Genomic DNA, 19,167 nt, shown 5'->3' with positions numbered 1-19,167 from the left:
ACTTGTCCTGCCCGGCTTGCGCTCACCCCTTCATCCGCCATTTCGTTCATCTGGCATACAGGCGCCGGACCCGTTTCTGGCGCGGGCGTTAACCATAAGTCGCGGTTGACGGAGTGAGTGAGGGGCGTTTTTCCATGGCCATGTACATCTATCAGACCGACGGTTACCCCGTCGGCTTCCAGTTCAGCAACTGCATCCACGATCTGGGTGGCCGGCCGCTGGGGCGGATCCTCGGCACCCATGTCTACCGGTTCGACGGCGCCTATGTCGGCGAGCTGTTCAAGGAGACGGTGGTGGCGAAGCCGGTGGCCAATGCCCGGCCGATCCAGCCGGTCGCGGCGCCCCCGGCCATCCCGAGCCCGGGCCCAAGCTTCCGCCGTCGCGGCCTGGTCGATTACGGATATCGAGACGTGTTCCATCTGCTTTTCGAGGGCGAACAGACCCCCCTGCATCTCGAAGAGCCGATGGCTATCGCCGCTGAATAAGCGGTGGGCGCGGCGGCCGGTCCCCCCTGGCCGTCGCGTCACTTTCTTGGGCTTCGCTCAACCTCGGGACGCGTCATCCCAGCGAAAGCTGGGATCTCCCTTTCCCTTGGCGGACGTGGCAAAGAACCGGGATTCCAGCTTCGCTGGAATGACGGTCCTGGACATCATGCTTGCAGCCGCGCCGCCACTCGTTGGTTGACCAATTTCTCCAGGATCGTCAGCGGCACCGCGCCTTGCAGCAGCACCTGGTGGAAGTGCTTGAGGTCGAAGCGCTCACCCAGCTTGGCCTTGGCCTCGGAGCGCAGGCGATCCCACATGATGTGGCCGACCTTGTAGCTCGTCGCCTGGCCCGGCCAGACGGTGTAGCGGTCGATCTCGCCCTGGCTGCGGCCGCGCGCGATGCCGGTCGTGGCGATGAAATAATCGGTCGCCTTCTCGCGGCTCCAGCGCTTGGCGTGGAGGCCTGAATCGACGACCAGCCGCGTCGCGCGGAACAGGAAGGACTGGAGCATCCCCGCGCGGCCGAGCGGGTCGCCCTCGAACAGCCCCATCTCGTCCGCGAGCTGCTCCGAATAGAGCGCCCAGCCCTCCGAGTAAGACGAATAGCCGCCCAGCCGGCGGATGAGCGGGATATCCTCCGATTCCTGGGCGAGGCTGACCTGGAGGTGGTGGCCCGGCGTCGCCTCGTGATGGGTGAGGGTGGCGAGGCCGAACTTGGGCCGGTCGAACGTGTCGCGAAGGTTGATATAGTAAATGGCAGCGCGCGAGCCGTCGAGCGGCGCGCTGTCATAATAGCCGCCCGGCGCCCCGGCCTGGATGAGCGGCGGCACGCGGCGCACCTCGACATCGGCCTGGGGCAAAGTGGCGAAGGCCTCCGGCAGCTTCGCGTTCATCGCGACGATCTGGCGGTTGAGCTGGGCGAGCAGCTGCTCGCGGCCTTCGTCGGTATTGGGATAGAGCTGCGCCGGATCCTTGTTGAGCGCGGCCAGCCGCTCGCCGGCCGTGCCCTGGCTGAGGCCGTGGGCTTTCAGGATCGGATCGAGACGCGCCTCGAGGTCGGCGACCTGCTCCAGGCCAAGCTGGTGGACCTCGTCAGGGGTGAGGTTGGTGGTGGTCGCGGCGCGCAGCGCGCCGGCATAATATTCGCCGCCGTCGGGCAGCCGCCATACGCCCGCATCGTGGGTCGCCTTGCCGCGAAGCTCGGTGACGGCGGCGATGTGCCGGTCGAGCGCCGGATAGACCGCATCGGCGACGATCTTCTCCGCTCTGGCGCCATAATCCCCGCCCAGCTTCGCCTCTCCAGCGCGGCGTGCGAGCGATGCCGCCAGCAGGCTCTCCGCCGCCGGCTTGTCGCGCAGCGAGCGGAGCTGCTTCAGCGTCGTGTCGAGGATATAGTCGGGCGCGAACACGCCGCGCGCCGCGTCCGCTTTCTGCCGATCGAGGCTTTGATCGAGCGCGGTCGGAAATTGAGCCAGCCGCGCGAGATAGGCGTCGGCGTCGGCGGCGGCCTCGATGCCATGCTGGGTGTCCAGGAAGTCCGGGATACCGCGATAGGGACCGGTCAGCTGGCTGATCACATAGGGCGCGTAGCGGCCGCCGGCGGAGCCGTAGGTGAAGCGCTCGTTCGCCCTCACCGCATTGACCAGGCCATATTCGACCACGTCATAGTCGAGCGCCGCATTGGCCGAAAGCCGGGCGCGGTCGACGGTGCCGAGCTCGGCCAGCTCGGCCTTGGCGCGCGCCAGGTCCTCCGCCTTTCCGGCGGCCGAATAATCGTCGAGCTTGCTCCTGAGGTGCGCGCGCTCGCCCTTGTCCAAGCCGAGGCCGGTCGCGCGTTCGGGATTGCTGTCCAGTCGTTCGTAGAAGAAGCGGTCGAGCATGGCGCGCAGCCGGGCATCTTCGCCCCCGGGGGTCGCGGCCGCCTGCGCCTGTGCCCGCGCATGCGCCGGCAATGCGGCGCTCAGCGCCACCGCGCCCGCGGACGCCATGAAAGACCTGCGATCCATCCCTATTCTCCTGCTTTTCTTTTCTCGAAATGGCGTGAGGGCTAACCGCGCCGCCGCGCCCTGTCTAGCTGCGCATAACCGTGTCATCGGTGTCCCTCAGGGCGACCAAGCGACTGATTCATATGATGGTTGTGAGCGATCCGATGGTCGCCCTTCAGCTTCCATTCAACTGGAACGTGGCGATAATCCGCTTCCACACCGACCCCCGGGGCTCGGCGAATGCCCGGCCCGATCGCTTGCGCAGGAGCAGTTCACATGGCTTACATCAGAGGCACCCGTTACTGGGACGATATCGACGGCACCCGCCACGACGATTTCATCGAAGGGTTCGGCGGCGACGATCGGCTGTGGGGCTATGAAGGCGACGACATATTGCTCGGCGGCTCGGGCAATGACGAGCTCGACGGCGGCAGCGGCTGGGACGAGATGGAGGGCGGGACCGGCGACGATCTCTACGTCGTCGATTCACGCAATGACGAGGTCATCGAATTCGCGGGCGAGGGCCGGTTCGATGTCGTCTATACCGACCTTTCCTCCTATACGCTCGATGGCAATGTCGAGGATCTGACCGCCTTCGGCGGCGGCAATTTCTTCGGCACGGGCAACAGCCTCGACAATTACATCCACGGCTTCTTCGGCAACGACACGCTCGATGGCGCCGGCGGCGTCGACACTCTGTTCGGCGAGCATGGCGATGACGCTTATTATCTCGACGATATCGGCGACCGCGCGATCGAGCGGGCGGGCGAAGGCTATGACTATGTCTTTACCACGCTTTCCGCGCTCACCCTCGCCGCCAATGTCGAGGAGCTGATCTACGATGGTGCCGGCGACTTTGTCGGTCGCGGCAACGAGCTCGACAATTATATCGGCGGCCATGACGGCGACGACCGGCTGGCGGGCCGCGGCGGCGACGACGAGCTCGACGGTGGCGCCGGCGCCGACCGCATGAATGGCGGCGATGGGAACGACATCTTCATCGTCGACGATCTCGGCGACCGCGCGATCGAAACCAGCGCCGCGGGCGGCAACGATCGGGTCGAGAGTTCGGTGCGCTTCTTCCTCGGCGAAAATGTCGAGGACCTGCGCCTGACCGGCGACGCCTCCGTCAACGGCGGCGGCAACGAACTCGACAACCGTATCACCGGCAATTTCGGGTCCAACACCCTGGTCGGTCGCGACGGCGAGGACAGCCTGAACGGAAGCGACGGCTCGGACAGGCTCTTCGGCGGCGACGGCAGCGACAATCTGCGCGGCGGTGCCGGGGCGGACCGTTTCTATTTCGACAGCGCGCTCGATGCCGGTGACAATGTCGACCGCATCCTCGATTTCTCGGCCGACGACGATCGGATCATGCTCGACCGCTCGGTCTTCAGCGGCGTCGAGGATAATGGCCGCCTCGCCGCCGATGCGTTCCACGAGGGCGTCGTCGCCCAGGACGCGCAGGACCGCATCCTCTACGACCAGGGCAGCGGCCGGATATTCTACGACGCCGACGGGGCCGGCGGCGTGGAAGCGGTGCTGTTCGCGAGGGTGGAAGCGGGTCTCGATCTCGCCAATACCGATTTCAGCGCTTACATCTGAGCGTTAACAATATAGTCATTTCAAAAGGTTGATGTGCGCGCAGGAACCATGCAGGGTGCCTGCGCGCCATTTGTCCTGCCAGCAAGAGTGAGCGAACATGCCCAATGTCGCGCGGAACGTCAGGTCGGGGGATCGGGATGTCGACGGTTTGCTGGAGACCTATTGCTGGTCCACCTCGGCGCTCACCTTCAGCTTCCCGACGAGCGCGTCCCAATATTCCGACGGCTATCGCTTCGGAGAGGAGCCGTACGACAATTTTCAGGCGCTGAGCGCGCGGCAGCAGGCGGCGGTCGTCGACATCCTCGGCGATATATCCTCGGTAGCAACTCTCGCTTTCTCCCAGCGGAGCGGCGGCGCTGGAGATTTGCGTTTCGGGATGAGCGACCTGCCGGAAACCGCCCATGCTTACACGCCGACCTCTTATTCATGGGGCGGCGACAGCTGGTACAACAATTCCGGCGGCGACTATGACGATCCGGTGCGCGGCAATTATGCCTACACGACCTTCATCCACGAGATCGGCCATGCCCTCGGGCTCAAGCACCCCCACGAGGCCGAGAATTTCGGCGCGGTGAGCCGGGAACATGACTGGATGGCCTATACGGTGATGACCTACCGGTCCTACCAGGGCGCTCTAGTAGGCCCGACCGGCGGCTTCACCAACGAGACCTGGGGCTATGCCCAGAGCCTCATGATGTACGACATCGCCGCCCTCCAGCATATGTACGGCGCCAATTACGGCACCAATGCGGACGACAGCGTCTACAGGTGGAATCCGGCGACCGGCGAAATGTCCGTCAACGGGAGCGGGCAGGGCGAGCCGGGCGCGAACCGTGTCTTCCAGACCGTCTGGGACGGCGGCGGCAATGACGGCTACGACCTGTCGCTCTATAGCGGCCGTGTCGTCATCGATCTGCGTCCCGGCCACTGGACGACGACCTCGTCCGTCCAGCTCGCCAACCTCGGCGAGGGCTATGTCGCTCCTGGCAATATCGCCAACGCCCTGCTGCACGACGGCGATCGGCGCTCGCTGATCGAGAATGCCATCGGCGGCGGCGGAAACGACCGGCTGACCGGCAACGAGGCCGGCAATCGGCTCGATGGCGGGGCCGGCGCCGATACGATGACCGGCGGGGCGGGAAACGATATCTATGTCGTCGATGATGCGGGCGACGCCATCGTCGAGGCGGACAATGCCGGTCTCGACACGGTTCTGGCCTCGATCGACTTCACGCTGGCCAGGAATATCGAGACTCTCATCCTGACCGGCTCACGCGCGATCGACGGTACCGGCTCCGACCTTTCGGACCGCATCACCGGCAACAAGGCCGCCAATGCCCTCCGGGGCCGGGATGGCGACGATATACTCGACGGCGCGGCCGGCGCCGACACGATGAACGGCGGCGCAGGAAATGATCTCTACTTCGTCGACGACCGGGGGGACCGCGCGGTGGAGCCGGCCGCGGACGGCGGAATCGACTGGGTCCGAAGCTCCGCCAGCTATTCGCTCGGCGATAATATCGAGAAGCTCACCCTCCTTGGCGGCGCGTCGATCGACGCTGTCGGCAACAATCTGGACAATGAGATCATCGGCAATTCGGGCGCCAATCTGCTCGATGGCCGGAGCGGAGCGGATCGCCTGAGGGGCGGCGCCGGGGATGACGTTTACAGGGTCGACGATGCCGGCGACCGCGTGATCGAGAGCGCCCCGTCGGGCGGCGCCGACCGCGTCGAAAGCAGCATCGACTTTCGACTTGGCAACCATGTCGAGGCTCTGATCCTGCTGGGAGGATCCGATATCCAGGCCGTCGGCAATGGCCTCGACAACATCCTCGTCGGCAACGACGGCGGCAACCGGCTCGACGGCCGGGTCGGCGCCGACGTGATGAGAGGCGGCGGCGGGGACGATGTTTACACCATCGACGATTCCGGCGACCGGGCGATCGAGGCGGAGGCGGGTGGCTTCGACTGGGTCAGAAGCTCGGCGAGCACCGACCTTCGCGGCCATGTCGAGAGGCTACGGCTCACCGGCTCGGAGGCGATCGACGGTGGCGGCAACGCGCTCGGCAACATCATCGACGGCAATCGCGGCGCCAATCGTCTTTCCGGAAACGCCGGCGACGACAGCCTTCGCGGCGGCGGCGGCGACGACGCGCTTCACGGCGGCGTCGGCCATGATCTCCTGCGCGGCGGGGCTGGCGGGGACGGCTTCTTCTTCGACACCCGGCTGACCCCCGCCAATGCCGACCGGATCCTCGACTTTTCGGCGGCCGACGACATGCTCTTCCTCGACGGCTCCATATTCGCTGCGCTAGCCGATGGGGGATTGAGCGAAGCCGCCTTCCATCTCGGCCGCGAGGCTGCGGACGCCGGTGATCGCATCCTCTACGATCAGGCGAGGGGACATTTATTCTACGATCCCGACGGCAGCGGCGCGGCGGCGGCGGAGCTGTTCGCCACCCTCGGCCGCGGCACCGAGCTCACCCATCTCGACTTTACCATCTATCCCTGAACGGGCGTTTCCCAGCCGCCGCCCAAGGCCAGGAAGACGGCGATGAGATTGGTCGAAAGCTGGCTCTCGGCCTGAGCCAGCGCCGCTTCGATCTGGGCCAGCGACCGTTCGGCGTCGAGCACGATCTGGAACGGGTCGCGGCCGGCCTGGAAGCGCAGCCGGGCGATTTGGGCCGCTTCCTCGCTCTGGCCCCGGGCGCGGCGCAGGGTCGCGACGCGGTCGAGCTCGCTCGCATAGCGGGTGAGGGCGCTTTCCGTCTCCTCCAGCGCGCCGAGCCAGGCGCCGTCGAAGCGGGCGAGGGCGGCGTCGGCCCCGGCTTCGGCCTGGGCGATCCGCGCGCGCGCGACCGACATGTTGGGGAAGCTCCAGGAGATGAGCGGCCCTAGGCTGTAGCGGAAGGCGGAGCCGGTCAGCAGGTCGCCGATCGCGCCGGCCGCGGAGCCGATCGAGCCGCCGATGCTGATGTCGGGATAGAGTTCGGCGGTGGCGACGCCGATCCGCGCGGTGGCGGCGGCGAGGTCGCGCTCGGCGGCGCGAACGTCGGGACGGCGGGCGAGCAAAGACGCTCCGTCCCCGATCGGGATCGGTGAGCCGAGGGCGGGCGGGCCGGCGCAGGCGGCGACCTCGCGCGGAAACTCGGCGGGAGGGCGGCCGGTCAGCACCGACAGGCGGTAGAGAGCGGTCTGGCGCTGGGCTTCGAGCGTCGGGATCTCGGCCCGGGTCTGTTCGAGCAAGGCGCCGGCCTGGCTGGTCTCCAGCGCGGTGCCGCGGCCGCCTTCCAGCAGCCGCCGGGTGAGGTCGAACGTCTGTTCCTGCAAGGCCACGCTGCGGCGCGCCACCTCTAACTGCCGGCCGGCGCCGCACGCATCGGCATAAGCGCGGGTCGTCTCGGCGGCGACGGTGATGCGGGCGAGGTCGAAGGCGGCCTGGACGGACTCGACGTCCGCCTCGCCCGCCTCGATCGCGCGGCGGATGCGTCCGAACAGGTCGAGCTGGTAGCCGATGTCGAGCCCGACATCGTAATTCGCGCCGTCGTCCATCGCGACGTCCGAGCCGAGCGCCGCGCCGGACTGGCGTCCATAAGTCGCGCTGCCGCCGACATTGGTCGCGGGCAGGCGGCCGCTCCGCACCTCGCGCAGCACCGCCCGTGCCTGGGCGAGGTTGGCGGCGGCGACGCGCAGATCCGTATTGGCGACGAGCGCCTCCTCGACCAGCCGGTCGAGCAAGGGATCGTCGTAGAGGCTCCACCAGCGGCCCGGCGGCTCGTCGCCGGTGAACACGGGCGATGTGCCGCTCAGGAAGGGATTCTGGGCGGGCGCCCCGGGCGCGGGCGAGCGATAGTCCGGGCCGACGGTGGTGCAGCCGGCGAGCGCCAGCGCGCTCAACGCGGAGAGAAGGATATGCTTCATTTGGCGGCTCCGTCCTCGACGGTCAGCGGATCGTGCGGCGTCCCGCCATAAGCGGTGGGATAATGGGTCTCCTTGGTCCTCACCTTGGGGAACACCCCGCCCAGCTTGCGAGTGACGACGTAGAAGATCGGCGTGAAGATGAGGCCGAAGAAGGTGACGCCGATCATCCCGAACACCACCGCCGTGCCCAGCGCCTGCCGCATTTCGGCGCCCGGCCCCACCGCGATGGCGAGCGGCAGCACGCCGAAGATGAAGGCGAAGCTGGTCATCAGGATCGGGCGGAGGCGCGAGCGGGCGGCCTGCACCGCCGCGGCGAACCGGTCCATGCCCTGCTCCTCCTCCGCCTGCTTGGCGAATTCGACGATCAGGATGGCGTTCTTGGCGGCGAGCGCCACGAGCACGACGAGACCGATCTGGGTCAGGATATTATTGTCCTGGGCCCTGATATTCACGCCGAGCAAGGCCGCGAGGATACACATCGGGACGATCAGGATCACCGCCAGCGGCAGGGTCAGCGCCTCATATTGGGCGGCCAGCACCAGGAATACGAACACCACCGCCAGCAGGAAGACGAGCGCGGCCGTGTTGCCGGCGGCCTTCTGCTGATAAGCGAGGCCGGTCCATTCGTAGCTGAACCCCTGAGGCAGTTTCTCCGCCGCGAGCTGCTCCATCGCTATGAGCGCCGCGCCCGACGACACGCCCGGCGCGGTCGATCCCTGGAGCTCCACTGCCGGGAAGAGGTTGTAGCGAACGACCCGGGTGGGGCCGCTATCGTCCCGCAAGGTCGCGACCGAGGAGAGCGGCACCATTTCGCCGGAGACGGAGCGGACCTGCAGCCGCCCGATATCCGCCCGGTCGTCGCGGGCGGTCGGCTCGGCTTGCGCGGTGACGCGGAAGGTCCGCCCGAACAGGTTGAAATCGTTGATATAGGTCGAGCCGAGATAGGTGCCGAGCGCTTCGTAGACCTGCGCCGGCTGCACCCCGAGCAACTGGGCCTTGTCGCGGTCGACATCGGCCTGGAGGCGCGGCGAGCCGGTGTTGAACAAGGAGAAGACCTGGGTGACTTCGGGCACCTGCTGGGCGGCGCCCATCATGTCCATGGTCACCCCGGCGAGCGCCTCATAGCCGGCGCCCGATTTGTCCTGCAGCATCATCGTGAAGCCGCCGCCATTGCCGAGTCCCGGAACCGCGGGGGGAGCGATGAAGAACACCATCGCGTCGTCTATCTCGCCGGCGATCTGGCCGGTCAGCGCGCCGGACAAGGCGGTCGCGGTGCGCGACGGGTCCCGGCGCTCCTCGAAATCGGCGAGCTTCAGGAACATGGTGCCGCTGTTGGAGGCCTGCGAGAAGCTGGCGCCATCGAGGCCGGCGAAGGTCGCCGAACCGACCACCGACGGATTTTGCGACGCGATCCGCTGAGCCCGGTCCAGCACGTCGGCGGTGCGCTCGAGCGACGAGCCCGGCGGCAGCTGGACGACGCCGATGAGGAAGCCCTGGTCCTGTTCCGGGATGAATCCGGTGGGCGTGTCCATCAGGCGCCAGCCGGTCAGCGCGAGCAGGCCGGCATAGACGACGAGCATGATCGTCGACATGCGGATGACTCGCGCGGTGAGCCGGCCATAGCGATCCGACAGCCAGTCGAATCCGCGGTTGAACCTGGCCGCGCCGACCCGCACCGGCCGCAGCCAGCGCGGACCGTGATCGACGTTGTCCCCCTGATGCGGCTTGAGCAGGATCGCGGCCATCGCCGGCGACAAGGTGAGCGAAACCAGGAGGGAGATGGCCGACGCGGCCGCGATGGTCACCGCGAATTGGCGGTAGAAGATGCCGGGGATGCCCGAGACGAAGGCGGTGGGAACGAACACCGCGACCAGCACCAGGCCGATCGCGATCAGCGCGCCCGACACCTCGCGCATCGTCCGGTGCGCCGCTTCGCGCGGGGTGAGCCCTTCGCGGATATGCTTTTCGACCGCCTCGACGACCACGATCGCGTCGTCGACGACGATGCCGACCGCCAGCACCAGCGCGAACAGCGACAGTGAGTTGATCGAGAAGCCGAGCGCGAGCTGGATCGCGAAGGTGCCGACCAGCGCCACGGGAATGGCGATGATCGGGATGATCGCCGCCCGCCAGGTCTGCAGGAAGACCAGCACGACGAGCATGACCAGCACGATCGCCTCGAGCAGCGTCTCCTGGACCGCCTCGACCGACGCCGCGACATATTCGGTGGGGTTGTAGGGAATCGAATAACGAAGGCCTGGCGGGAAGTCGGCCGAAGCGGCCTCGACCTCGTCGAGCACCAATTGGGCCGCATCGAGGGCGTTGGCGCCCGGCTGCTGGATGATCGCCAGCGCGACTCCGCGCCTGCCGTCGAAGCTGCCCTGGATGCCGTAATCCTGCGACCCGAGCTCGACCCGGGCGACGTCGCGGACGCGGGTGATCGCGCCCGTGGCTTCGTCCGTCTTGATGACGACATCGGCGAATTGGGCGGGGTCGTTGAGGCGCCCCTGGACCTGGATGGGAAGCTCGAAGGCCGGGTTGCCGGTTGCATAAGGCGGCTGGCCGACGGCGCCGCCGGCGACCTGGACATTCTGGGTGCGGAGCGCCTGGACGATCTCGCCGGCGGTCAGGTTGCGGGCGGCGGCGCGATCCGGATCGATCCAGATGCGCATCGAATAATTGCCGCCGCCGAACACCTGCACCCCGCCCACGCCCTCGAGGCGGAGCAGGCGGTCGCGTAGGCTCGAATTGGCGTAATTGCCGATATAGTCGATATTGAGATTGGGATCGGTCGAGGTGAGGGCGACGATCATCAGGAAGCCCTCGGACTGCTTGGCGACCGTGACGCCGATCTGGCGGACCTGCTCGGGCAGGCGCGGCTCGACGAGGGCCACGCGGTTCTGGACCAGCACCTGCGCGGCATCGAGATCGGTGCCGGGCTGGAAGGCGATGGTGATCGCGCTCGCGCCCGAGGCGGTCGAGGACGAGGTCATGTAGAGCATGTCCTCGACGCCGTTTATCTCCTGCTCGATCGGCGCGGCGACGGTCTCGGCCATCGTCTCCGCCGAGGCGCCCGGGTAGAAGGCCTGGACGCTGATCGTCGGCGGCGCGATCTCGGGATATTGGGCGAGCGGTAGCTGCGGATAGGCGAAGGCGCCGATCAGGGTGATGAACACCGCGATCACCGATGCGAAGATCGGCCGCTCGATGAAGAAAACCGAGATGTTCATCGGGCGGCGCCGACCGGCGTGGCGATCGACGAGGGCGGCGCGTAATTGGGCGCCTCCGGCCTGGCCTCGGGCGCGGCGGGCGCCGGGATGCGTCCCGCCTTGGCCTGAACCTTCTGGCCCGGCGTGGCGCGCTGGATGCCGCCGATGACGACCCGCTCATTGGGCGAGAGGCCGCTACGGACCACGCGCAGATTGCCGCTCAGCGGACCCAGATCGACCGGGCGGGCGACGACTTTCCCTTCCTTGTCGACCACATAGACGACCTTGCGCGCCGCGTCGGTGACGACGGCCGTGTCCGGGATCAACAAGGCCCGGTAGGGGTCTGAACCCGCGAGCCGCATATGCCCGAACATTCCAGGCTTCAGGAAGCCGTCGGGATTCTGGACGATCGCCCGCGCCCGCACCGTGCCGGCGCCGGTGTCGATCACCGTGTCGACGAAGTCGAGCGTGCCGGCATGGGCATAAGTGGATTCGTCCTGCAGGCGGATGCGGACCGGGGTTCCCCGCTCGGCGCCGGCCTTCTGCCGCTGATATTTCAGCAGCAGGGCCTCGGAGCCTTCGAAGGCGAAGTGGATGGGGTTGGTCGAGACGATCGTGGTCAGCACCGTCTGGTCCGCGGTCACGCTGTTGCCGACATCGACCAGCCGCTCCGACACGCGGCCCGAGATCGGCGCGGTGACGCGCGTGAATCCGACGGTGAGCTGCTGCGCCCGCACCGCGGCGCGGGCCGCGTTGACGTCGGCCTGGCCGGCGCGCACCGCCGCCTGGCGGGCCTCGACCTCTTCCTGGCTCGCCGCCCGCGACGCCGCGAGGGTCTGCGATCGCGCCAGCTCGGTCCGGGCGTTGACCAGGGTGGCCTCGGCCCGGGCCAGCTGCGCCCGGGCCTGGTCGAGCTGGGCCTGGGCCGGCCGAGAGTCGACGGTGAACAGGGTCTGCCCGGCCTGGACATATTGGCCGTCGCGGAAGTTGACGCTCTGCAGATAGCCGGTGACGCGGGGCTTCACCTCGACGCTCTGGATCGCCTCGAAGCGACCGACATAATCGTCCCAGTCGACCACCTGCTGCACGATGGGAGCCGCCACCGTTACCTGGGGCGCCGGCGGTGGAGGCGCTGGTTCGCCGGACGAGCAACCCGCGAGGAGCAGCGTTAGGCCGGCGCAGGCCGCAGCCAGTATCTTGGATATCATACGAATCTTGTCCCGTAGACGCGACGTGGCGGACACGGGCCCGCCCCCTTTTCGCCATGCTCGGATCGATGGCGGACGACGCAATTATGAAGCCGTTCAGCCAATGTCAACAACCGTGGACATAAAAAGTCAGCATCCGTTGACCTGCCTCGAACCTATGGTATTGAAAGCCTATGCAATGTTCAGACATGGCACCGGCGCGCGCGCGCAACGCCGCCGCCACCCGCCATTCGATCCTCGTCGCGGCGACGCGGCGCTTCCTCCAGGACAGTTATGAATGCGTCGGCCTGCGCGACATCGCCGGCGATGTCGGGGTCGATGTCGCGCTGGTCAGCCGCTATTTCGGCAGCAAGGAGGAATTGTTCCGCGAGGTGCTGCGCGGCGAGCGCGAGGACAAGCTCCCCCTCGACGGCGACGCCCGCGACCTGCCGGCCCGGCTGGCGGCGATCGTCCTCGAGACGGATAGCGAGAACGAGCGCGAGCATGTCGAGCGCCTGATGATCATCCTGCGTTCCGCTTCCTCGCCAAAGGCCGCCGAGATCGTCCGCGACGCGTTGCGCCACGACATATTGGAGCCGTTCGCGGAGCTGATCCAGGGCCGCAACCCCGCTCTCAGGGCGAGCTTCATCATGGCGGTGTTCATGGGGATAACAATGGTCCGCACCGTGATGCAGGTGGGTCCGTTGTGCGACGCCGACCGGGACATCGTCAGGGTAAAGGTGAAGCAGCTCTTCGAAGCGGCGCTCAGCGAAGCGTCCTAGGCGGAACGGCCGCCGGACCGGAGCGTTGGCCCGCTGTAACGATCATCGGAGGACGAGATGGACGAGCGCGACGGCGTCAGGGAGAAGGAAACGGTCATTGTCGAGCGCGGCGGAGGCGGCGGAATCATCGCGGCGATCGCGCTGCTGATTTTGGTGGTCGCAGTGCTCGCTTATTTCGGCATGCTGCCCATCTAGAACCGGGCTTACTTATCGCCCTTGCGCGAGCGGTTGGCGTACAGCAAGGCGGCGACGATAGCCGCCGATCCGATGCCCACGGCGACTCCCTTGGTCAGCCTGTTCTTCTTTTTCGCCTCTTCCTCGCGGCCGGCAGCGGCTTTGGTTTCGTTCGTTTCCGGGGCGGCGGCGGAATCTGGCTGGTCGGACATGGCGCGTCCCTAGACGAGCGTCCGCGCCATTCCAACCCTTCTCTCGCCCAACCCCTCTCTCGCAACGCTTTGGCCATGCGGTTCGTTGACCGGGAAAGCCATGGAGAGAGATGATGGGAACGACCAGGAGCGGCCGCGGCCAGGAAAATACGGTCAACCAGGGTCCGGCGCCCGAGCGCGGACGCGAAGAAGATGCCGACATCACCGGCAACGTGAAGGAGCGCGGCCAGGATCCCTCCCCGGACGACCGCGAGCGCGGCGAGACGTCCGAGGCGGATGCGCCGGCGCCGATCGACATGGACAGCGCCCGCGAGCGCGCCGAATAGGAATCAGGCGCGTCGTTCGAGCCGGTGCGGCCGCTGGCCGACGGTCCGGTAGATGCGAGGGCCCAGGTCCAGCCGGAACGCGCCCATCTTCTCGCTCGGCGCCTTGCCCTCGACGCCGACCAGATAGGAGGCCGAGATCTGGCCTCTGCCTCGCTCGCCCCAGCCGTAGACGATGTTGAACGCCACTACCGGGATGAAGAGTCGCCGGCCTTCGACGCTGACCTCTCGCACCTGGTCGCGCGGCAGGATGACGACGCTTCTAAACGGAATCTGGCTCTGCGGCGGCATCGGCACCGGCGCCGCGGTCGATCCGATCCCGCCGGGCCGCGCGAAGAAAGCGGTGATCTCCTGGTCGTGCTGGCTCCCGGCGTTGAACATCCGCGCGTGGATGCGCACGTTGCGCGCCGGCACCTCCCCGACATTCCTGAGCATCAGCTCGAACTTCACCGCCGCCTGCTCCTCGTTCGCGCCGGCTTGCTCCGGTTTGAACTCGACCTCCAGCCATGGCCTCTGTTCGGGTTCGGCCGCCGGCGGAGGAACCGGCGCCGGATGCGGCGCGGGCGCGGCGAGCGCGGGCTCGGCTCCGCCTTTCCGGCGCAGCACGACAAAGCCCAGCGCCGCCAGGGCCGCGCCGAACAACAGATAGAGCCACCAATTGCCGGGACCTTGATTCTCGGGCGGCGCCAGCGACGGCTCCGGCATGGCCGTTGCGGGCTCGGGCGCGGGCTCCGGCGCGAAGTCGGCGAAGCCCGGAGCCGGCGCGCTGTCGTCCGTCGCCGGCGGGGGGGTGGCGCCCGGAACCGTTGCGCCCGGTTGCGGGGACGGTCTGGCCTCCGCTCTCCTTTCGATCGGCGCCGCTTCGCGCGCCGGAGAGGGAGCCGTCGGCGCCGGAATGGTGACCACGGGCTCCGGCCGAGGCGCGGGCGCCTGCCGCTGCTGGGCGGGCGGCTGACGGTTCAGCGGCGCGATGGTGGGGCCGGCCTCGGGCGTCGGTCCCATCCGGTTTTCCGGCCGCAACTCGAACTCGCTGAGCGCCGGCGGGCCGATGGTGTTGCTCTCCTGTGCCGGCGCGGCCGCCGGCAGGGCCAGCAGCGCCGCGCCCAGCACGGTCGGCACAATCCGAAGGCGCACCGTCTTGCTCAAGTTCCGAATTTCCCCGCAGTCACAAAGAGTCGCGCCCCTTTAGGGCCTTATCACGCCCGCCTCCACATTCTTGTGCGGGAAGGCGGGTCAACCCTGCGTGACTCCGTCGCTCAGCTGCTGAACCGGCGTTGAACGAAGCATTCCGCACAGCCGAATGGTGGCGTATCGGCGGCGACCTCGCGGTCTTCAGCTCCGGCGGGATTCCGCGAGCCTGCCAACCAAGCGATAGACCAGTTCGGCGCGGGCATCCCGCAAGCTGCGCTCCGGGTCGAATATCGAATACGCCATGTCGTAACCGGCTCGAGCGATCAGACTCTCGACTATTGCCTCCCGCGTCGCATCTCCCTGCGCGGCCAATTCTTGGGCCAACGCGTCCACTACCCATTCCCACAAGGCCTTGGGGGCCGGGGCGTCGGACCCGGTCTCCTGTTGAACGTCTCCGATCGCTTCGCTTGGGGCGGAGCGGGGCGGCGATGCCATGACGAATGCGCTGGACGACATGGCTCGCAGGTGTGCCCGGGCGCGAGTCCCGTCAATATGGGGGGACTACGGCTTTTGGGACGTGTCCGTCCGCTTGCGTCGAGCAGAATGCGCCCGACATGCTCGGCTGTTCTCTAAGCCTTGGCGGTCGCGCAACGCGTCGCCTATAGCCATAAAAATGCCGGGGAGCCGCCGATTTGCCTAAACGCCTGAAGCCGCTTTCGCGCCTGGCCGACGACCAGCTTCGCGCCTCCAGCCCGCGCGATCACGCCGCTTTGTCCGCATCGGCGGGGACCGGAAAGACGCATGTCCTGACCGCGCGCGTGCTGCGGCTGCTCCTCTCCGGCGTCGATCCGGCCTCGATCCTGTGTCTCACCTTCACCAAGGCCGGCGCCGCCGAAATGGCGGATCGAATCCATGCCCGGCTGGCTTATTGGGTGCGGCTCAAGGACGCCGCGCTGGCGGGCGAGCTGGCCGCCTTGGGCGAGGGTGTGGGACCGGAGATGCGCGAGCGGGCGCGCACCCTTTTCGCGCGGGTGCTCGACGCGGCCGGCGGAGGGCTGCGCATCCAGACCATCCACGCCTTCGCCCAGAGCCTGCTCGCCGCCTTCCCGGCCGAGGCGGGACTGGTGCCGGGCTTTCGGCCGCTGGAGGGACGCGAGGAGAAATTGCTGGCGCGCGCGACGCTCGCCGACATGCTCGTCCGCGCGGAAAGCGAGGGCGACCTGGCCCTAGTCCACGATCTCCAGACTCTCAGCCATCGGCTTGGCGAGGGCGGGGCCGAGGCCCTGCTGATGGAATGCGCCCGCGCGCCGGCTGCGATGGAGGCGCTGGGGCCGCGCCAGGGCATCGAGGCGCGGCTCCGGATCGGTTGCGGCCTGCCGCTCGGCGATATCGAGGAGGCCCTGGCCGCCGCTTGCGGCGACGACGCCTTCGACCGCGCTACGGTGGACGCCATTGCCGCCGCCAACCGGAGCTGGGGCACCGCCACCGGCCTCAATTGCTGCGACGTCATCTCGGCCTGGCTGGCGGGCGATGGCGCCGCTCGCGCGGTCGCCCTCGCCGATTTCTCGCTGGTGGTGCTCAAGAAGGACGGCGAGCCACGCGCCGTCACCGCTGGCCTCGTCAAGGCCGATCCGGATTATGAATCGCACGCCGCGCGGCTGGTGGAATGCTGCCGGGCTTTGCTCGCGATGCGCGCCGCCGCCGGGCTCGTGGCCCTGTTCGCGGCGGGCTTGCGCGCCGGCCAGACCTTCGCCTTCGCTTATGCCGAAGCCAAGCGCGCCCAGGGCGCGGTCGATTTCGACGACCTCATCGCCCGGGCCGAGGCTTTGCTGCTCACCCCCGGCATGGGCGACTGGGTCCGCTACAAGCTCGATCAGGCGACAGACCATATCCTCGTCGACGAGGCGCAGGACACCAATGAGCGCCAGTGGAATATCGTCCGCGCGCTGGCTGGCGAATTCTTCGCCGGGGAGGGCGCGCGGGGCGGCGGCGAGGAGGAGCGCGCGGGCCGCCGTACCATTTTCACCGTCGGCGATTACAAGCAGGCGATCTTCGGTTTCCAGGGCACCGATCCCGGCTCGTTCGAAGTCGCCCGCGCCTGGTTCAGCCGCGAGGCCTCCGCCATCGACCGCGATTTCCTCGACCTGTCGATGGACCGGAGCTTCCGCTCCTCGCCGCCGATCCTCGCATTGGTCGATCGCGTGATCGCCGAGCTGGGCCACGAGGCGCTTGGCCTGCCGCGCCGCCCGAACCCGCATGAGAGCCACCATTCCGCCCGCCCCGGCTCGGTCACCTTGTGGCAGCCTTATTCGGACGAGGTCGCCGAGGCTTCGGACGAAGCGGGAGAGGAAGGCTGGGTCAGCGACACCGTTCGCCGCTACGCGGGCAAGCTGGCGAAGCAGATCAAGCATTGGCTCGATCATCCGTTCGAACTGGGGGACGGCAAGAAGCGCCCGGTTCGCGCGGAGGATATTTTGATCCTCGTCCGCCGTCGCTCGACCCTGGCGTCGCTGATCGTCGCCCGGCTCCATGCCGAGGGCGTGCCGGTCGCGGGCGTCGACCGCCTGCTGCTGTCGGCACCGCTCGCCGTCCAGGATTTGCTCGCCGCCGCCCGCTTCGCCGTCCAGCCGCTGGACGACCTCAACCTCGCCGCGTTGCTCGTCTCGCCCTTGCTCGGCTGGAGCCAGGAGGATCTGTTCTCGGCCGCTTATGGCCGCGAGGGGCGGCTGTGGCACGCCGTCCGCGACGCGGCCACGGGGAATCAGGCCGACGCCGCGCGCGAAACCCTCGGTGGCATTCTCGCCATGGCCGATTACGCGACCCCCCATCAATTCTTCGAAGCGCTCCTCTCCGGTCCCCTGCAAGGACGCCGCCGATTGCTGGAGCGTCTCGGCCCCGAGGCGCGTGACCCGATCCAGGAGCTGCTCTCCGCCGCGCTCGAATTCGAGACCACGACCGCGCCGTCGCTGCAGCGCTTCCTCGACTGGTTCGCGCGGGGCGATGTGGAGATCGTCCGCGACCCGTCGGCGCCGCTCGACGCGGTGCGGGTGATGACCGTCCACGGCTCCAAGGGCCTGCAATCGCCGATCGTCATCCTCGCTGACGCCTGCGTCGATCCGAACCGGTCGCGCGGCACCTCCGCCGAGCTGACGCTCGACGACGGGATGCCGCCCATCCCGGTGTTCCGGCCGCGAAAGGAGGAGCTGACGGAGCCGCTCAAGTCCCAGTTGGAGCGGCAGGACAGTCTCGACCGCCAGGAGCATTGGCGCTTGCTCTACGTCGCCATGACTCGCGCCGAAGAACGGCTCTATATCGGAGGTGCCCTGGGGCCCGCCGACAGGAACGGCCCGCCCCGAGACAGCTGGTACAGCGCGATCGAGACCTCCTTCGCCGGCCTCGGCGCCGATTGGGCAGACGATGCGCATTGGGGCCGCGCCCGCCGCTTCGGCGATTCCGAAAGGCCGGCGAGGATAACGCCCGTCGCGGCGCAAGCGAGATACGTCGAGCCTCCCGAATGGCTCGTCCGCGCCGCGCCGCAGGAGGCCCGCCCGCCCCGGCCGCTGGCGCCGTCGTCGCTGGGCGATGACGATGTTCCCAATCCTCCGCCGACACCGGCGATGCGCGCGGCCGCCGACCGGGGCAAATGGCTCCACCAATTGTTCGAGCGGCTGCCGGGAGTCGCTTCGGAAGATCGGCGGGCGCTCGCCGAATCCTGGCTCGAACGGTCGGTCGGCGTCGCCGACCCCGCGCTTCGGCGAAATCTGGTCGCAGATGCCTGCGCGATCATCTCCGATCCGACTTATGCCGAGATATTCGGGCCGGGCGCGCTTGCCGAAGCGCCGATCGCGGCCGTCACTCCCGACGGATCGGTCGTCACCGGAACGGTCGACCGGCTGCACATCAGCGACGACGCGGTGCGGCTGGTCGATTTCAAGACGGGGAGGGCGGTGCCCGGCTCGGCCGCCGACATACCCGTCCCGCACCTTCGCCAGATGGCGGCCTATGTCGCCGCGCTCCAGGTCATCTTCCCCGATCGCGCGATCGAGGCGTCGCTCCTCTACACGTCCGGGCCGACGCTCCATCGGCTGCCGGGGGCGCTGCTCCATGCTTATATGCCGGCGGCCGTGCCAGTCGGCGGTTGAGCCGGAGCCCG

13 protein-coding genes are annotated in these 19,167 nt (G+C 68.0%); 7 read left to right on the top strand and 6 right to left on the bottom strand.

From position 1 onward, the window contains the following. The first annotated feature begins 134 nt into the window (after nt 1-134). Entirely contained in the window at nt 135-485 is a 351-nt protein-coding gene (locus ACFQRC_RS09335) for a 4-fold beta flower protein (RefSeq protein WP_379960497.1), read from the top strand. A gap of 164 nt (nt 486-649) precedes the next feature. Here the strand turns inward: ACFQRC_RS09335 and ACFQRC_RS09330 are convergent, their stop codons facing one another. After that, nucleotides 650-2,491 (bottom strand): DUF885 domain-containing protein, encoded by a 1,842-nt coding sequence (locus ACFQRC_RS09330; RefSeq protein WP_379960495.1) that lies wholly within the window; start codon nt 2,489-2,491, stop codon nt 650-652. A gap of 255 nt (nt 2,492-2,746) precedes the next feature. Here ACFQRC_RS09330 and ACFQRC_RS09325 point away from each other — a divergent pair, with 255 nt between their 5' ends. Next, complete coding sequence (locus ACFQRC_RS09325) at nt 2,747-4,075, top strand: calcium-binding protein (protein ID WP_379960493.1); 1,329 nt, start codon at nt 2,747-2,749, stop codon at nt 4,073-4,075. 97 nt (nt 4,076-4,172) lie between these two features. Then, complete coding sequence (locus ACFQRC_RS09320; RefSeq protein ID WP_379960491.1) at nt 4,173-6,587, top strand: M10 family metallopeptidase; 2,415 nt, start codon at nt 4,173-4,175, stop codon at nt 6,585-6,587. Here ACFQRC_RS09320 and ACFQRC_RS09315 read toward each other — a convergent pair. Genes ACFQRC_RS09315 through ACFQRC_RS09305 form a run of 3 tightly spaced genes read right to left on the bottom strand, consistent with a single transcriptional unit; the run spans nt 6,578 to nt 12,308 of the window. Next, nucleotides 6,578-7,996 (bottom strand): efflux transporter outer membrane subunit, encoded by a 1,419-nt coding sequence (locus ACFQRC_RS09315; RefSeq protein ID WP_379960489.1) that lies wholly within the window; start codon nt 7,994-7,996, stop codon nt 6,578-6,580. The genes ACFQRC_RS09320 and ACFQRC_RS09315 overlap by 10 nt on opposite strands. Then, on the bottom strand, nt 7,993-11,226 hold the full coding sequence (locus ACFQRC_RS09310; protein ID WP_379960487.1) for an efflux RND transporter permease subunit: 3,234 nt from the start codon (nt 11,224-11,226) through the stop codon (nt 7,993-7,995). Before ACFQRC_RS09310 ends, ACFQRC_RS09315 begins: the two co-directional genes overlap by 4 nt. Further along, nucleotides 11,223-12,308, bottom strand: coding sequence for an efflux RND transporter periplasmic adaptor subunit (locus ACFQRC_RS09305; protein ID WP_379960485.1), 1,086 nt, complete (start codon nt 12,306-12,308; stop codon nt 11,223-11,225). The genes ACFQRC_RS09310 and ACFQRC_RS09305 overlap by 4 nt, the downstream gene beginning before the upstream one ends. 293 nt (nt 12,309-12,601) lie before the next feature. Here ACFQRC_RS09305 and ACFQRC_RS09300 point away from each other — a divergent pair, with 293 nt between their 5' ends. Beyond that, nucleotides 12,602-13,174: a TetR family transcriptional regulator gene (locus ACFQRC_RS09300; RefSeq protein ID WP_379960483.1), complete on the top strand. Its 573-nt coding sequence runs from the start codon at nt 12,602-12,604 to the stop codon at nt 13,172-13,174. A 57-nt stretch (nt 13,175-13,231) separates the two neighbouring features. After that, nucleotides 13,232-13,369, top strand: coding sequence for a hypothetical protein (locus ACFQRC_RS09295; protein ID WP_379960481.1), 138 nt, complete (start codon nt 13,232-13,234; stop codon nt 13,367-13,369). Nucleotides 13,370-13,377: 8 nt separating this feature from the next. Here ACFQRC_RS09295 and ACFQRC_RS09290 read toward each other — a convergent pair whose 3' ends face one another. Beyond that, on the bottom strand, nt 13,378-13,560 hold the full coding sequence (locus ACFQRC_RS09290; RefSeq protein ID WP_379960479.1) for a hypothetical protein: 183 nt from the start codon (nt 13,558-13,560) through the stop codon (nt 13,378-13,380). Between the two features lie 113 nt (nt 13,561-13,673). On the opposite strand from ACFQRC_RS09290, the gene ACFQRC_RS09285 reads away from it, so the two are divergent. Then, the gene (locus ACFQRC_RS09285; RefSeq protein ID WP_379960477.1) at nt 13,674-13,886 is read left to right on the top strand and encodes a hypothetical protein; all 213 of its coding nucleotides are present in this window, start codon (nt 13,674-13,676) and stop codon (nt 13,884-13,886) included. A gap of 3 nt (nt 13,887-13,889) precedes the next feature. Here ACFQRC_RS09285 and ACFQRC_RS09280 read toward each other — a convergent pair whose 3' ends face one another. Beyond that, entirely contained in the window at nt 13,890-15,017 is a 1,128-nt protein-coding gene (locus tag ACFQRC_RS09280) for a hypothetical protein (RefSeq protein ID WP_379960475.1), read from the bottom strand. 689 nt (nt 15,018-15,706) lie between these two features. On the opposite strand from ACFQRC_RS09280, the gene addA reads away from it, so the two are divergent. Continuing rightward, entirely contained in the window at nt 15,707-19,156 is a 3,450-nt protein-coding gene (gene addA, locus ACFQRC_RS09275) for a double-strand break repair helicase AddA (RefSeq protein WP_379960473.1), read from the top strand. The last annotated feature ends 11 nt before the right edge of the window (nt 19,157-19,167 follow it).

The organism is Enterovirga sp. GCM10030262 (assembly GCF_042666435.1).
Taxonomy (GTDB): Bacteria; Pseudomonadota; Alphaproteobacteria; order Sphingomonadales; family Sphingomonadaceae; genus Allosphingosinicella.
This window is presented reverse-complemented; position numbering and strand designations above follow the sequence as displayed.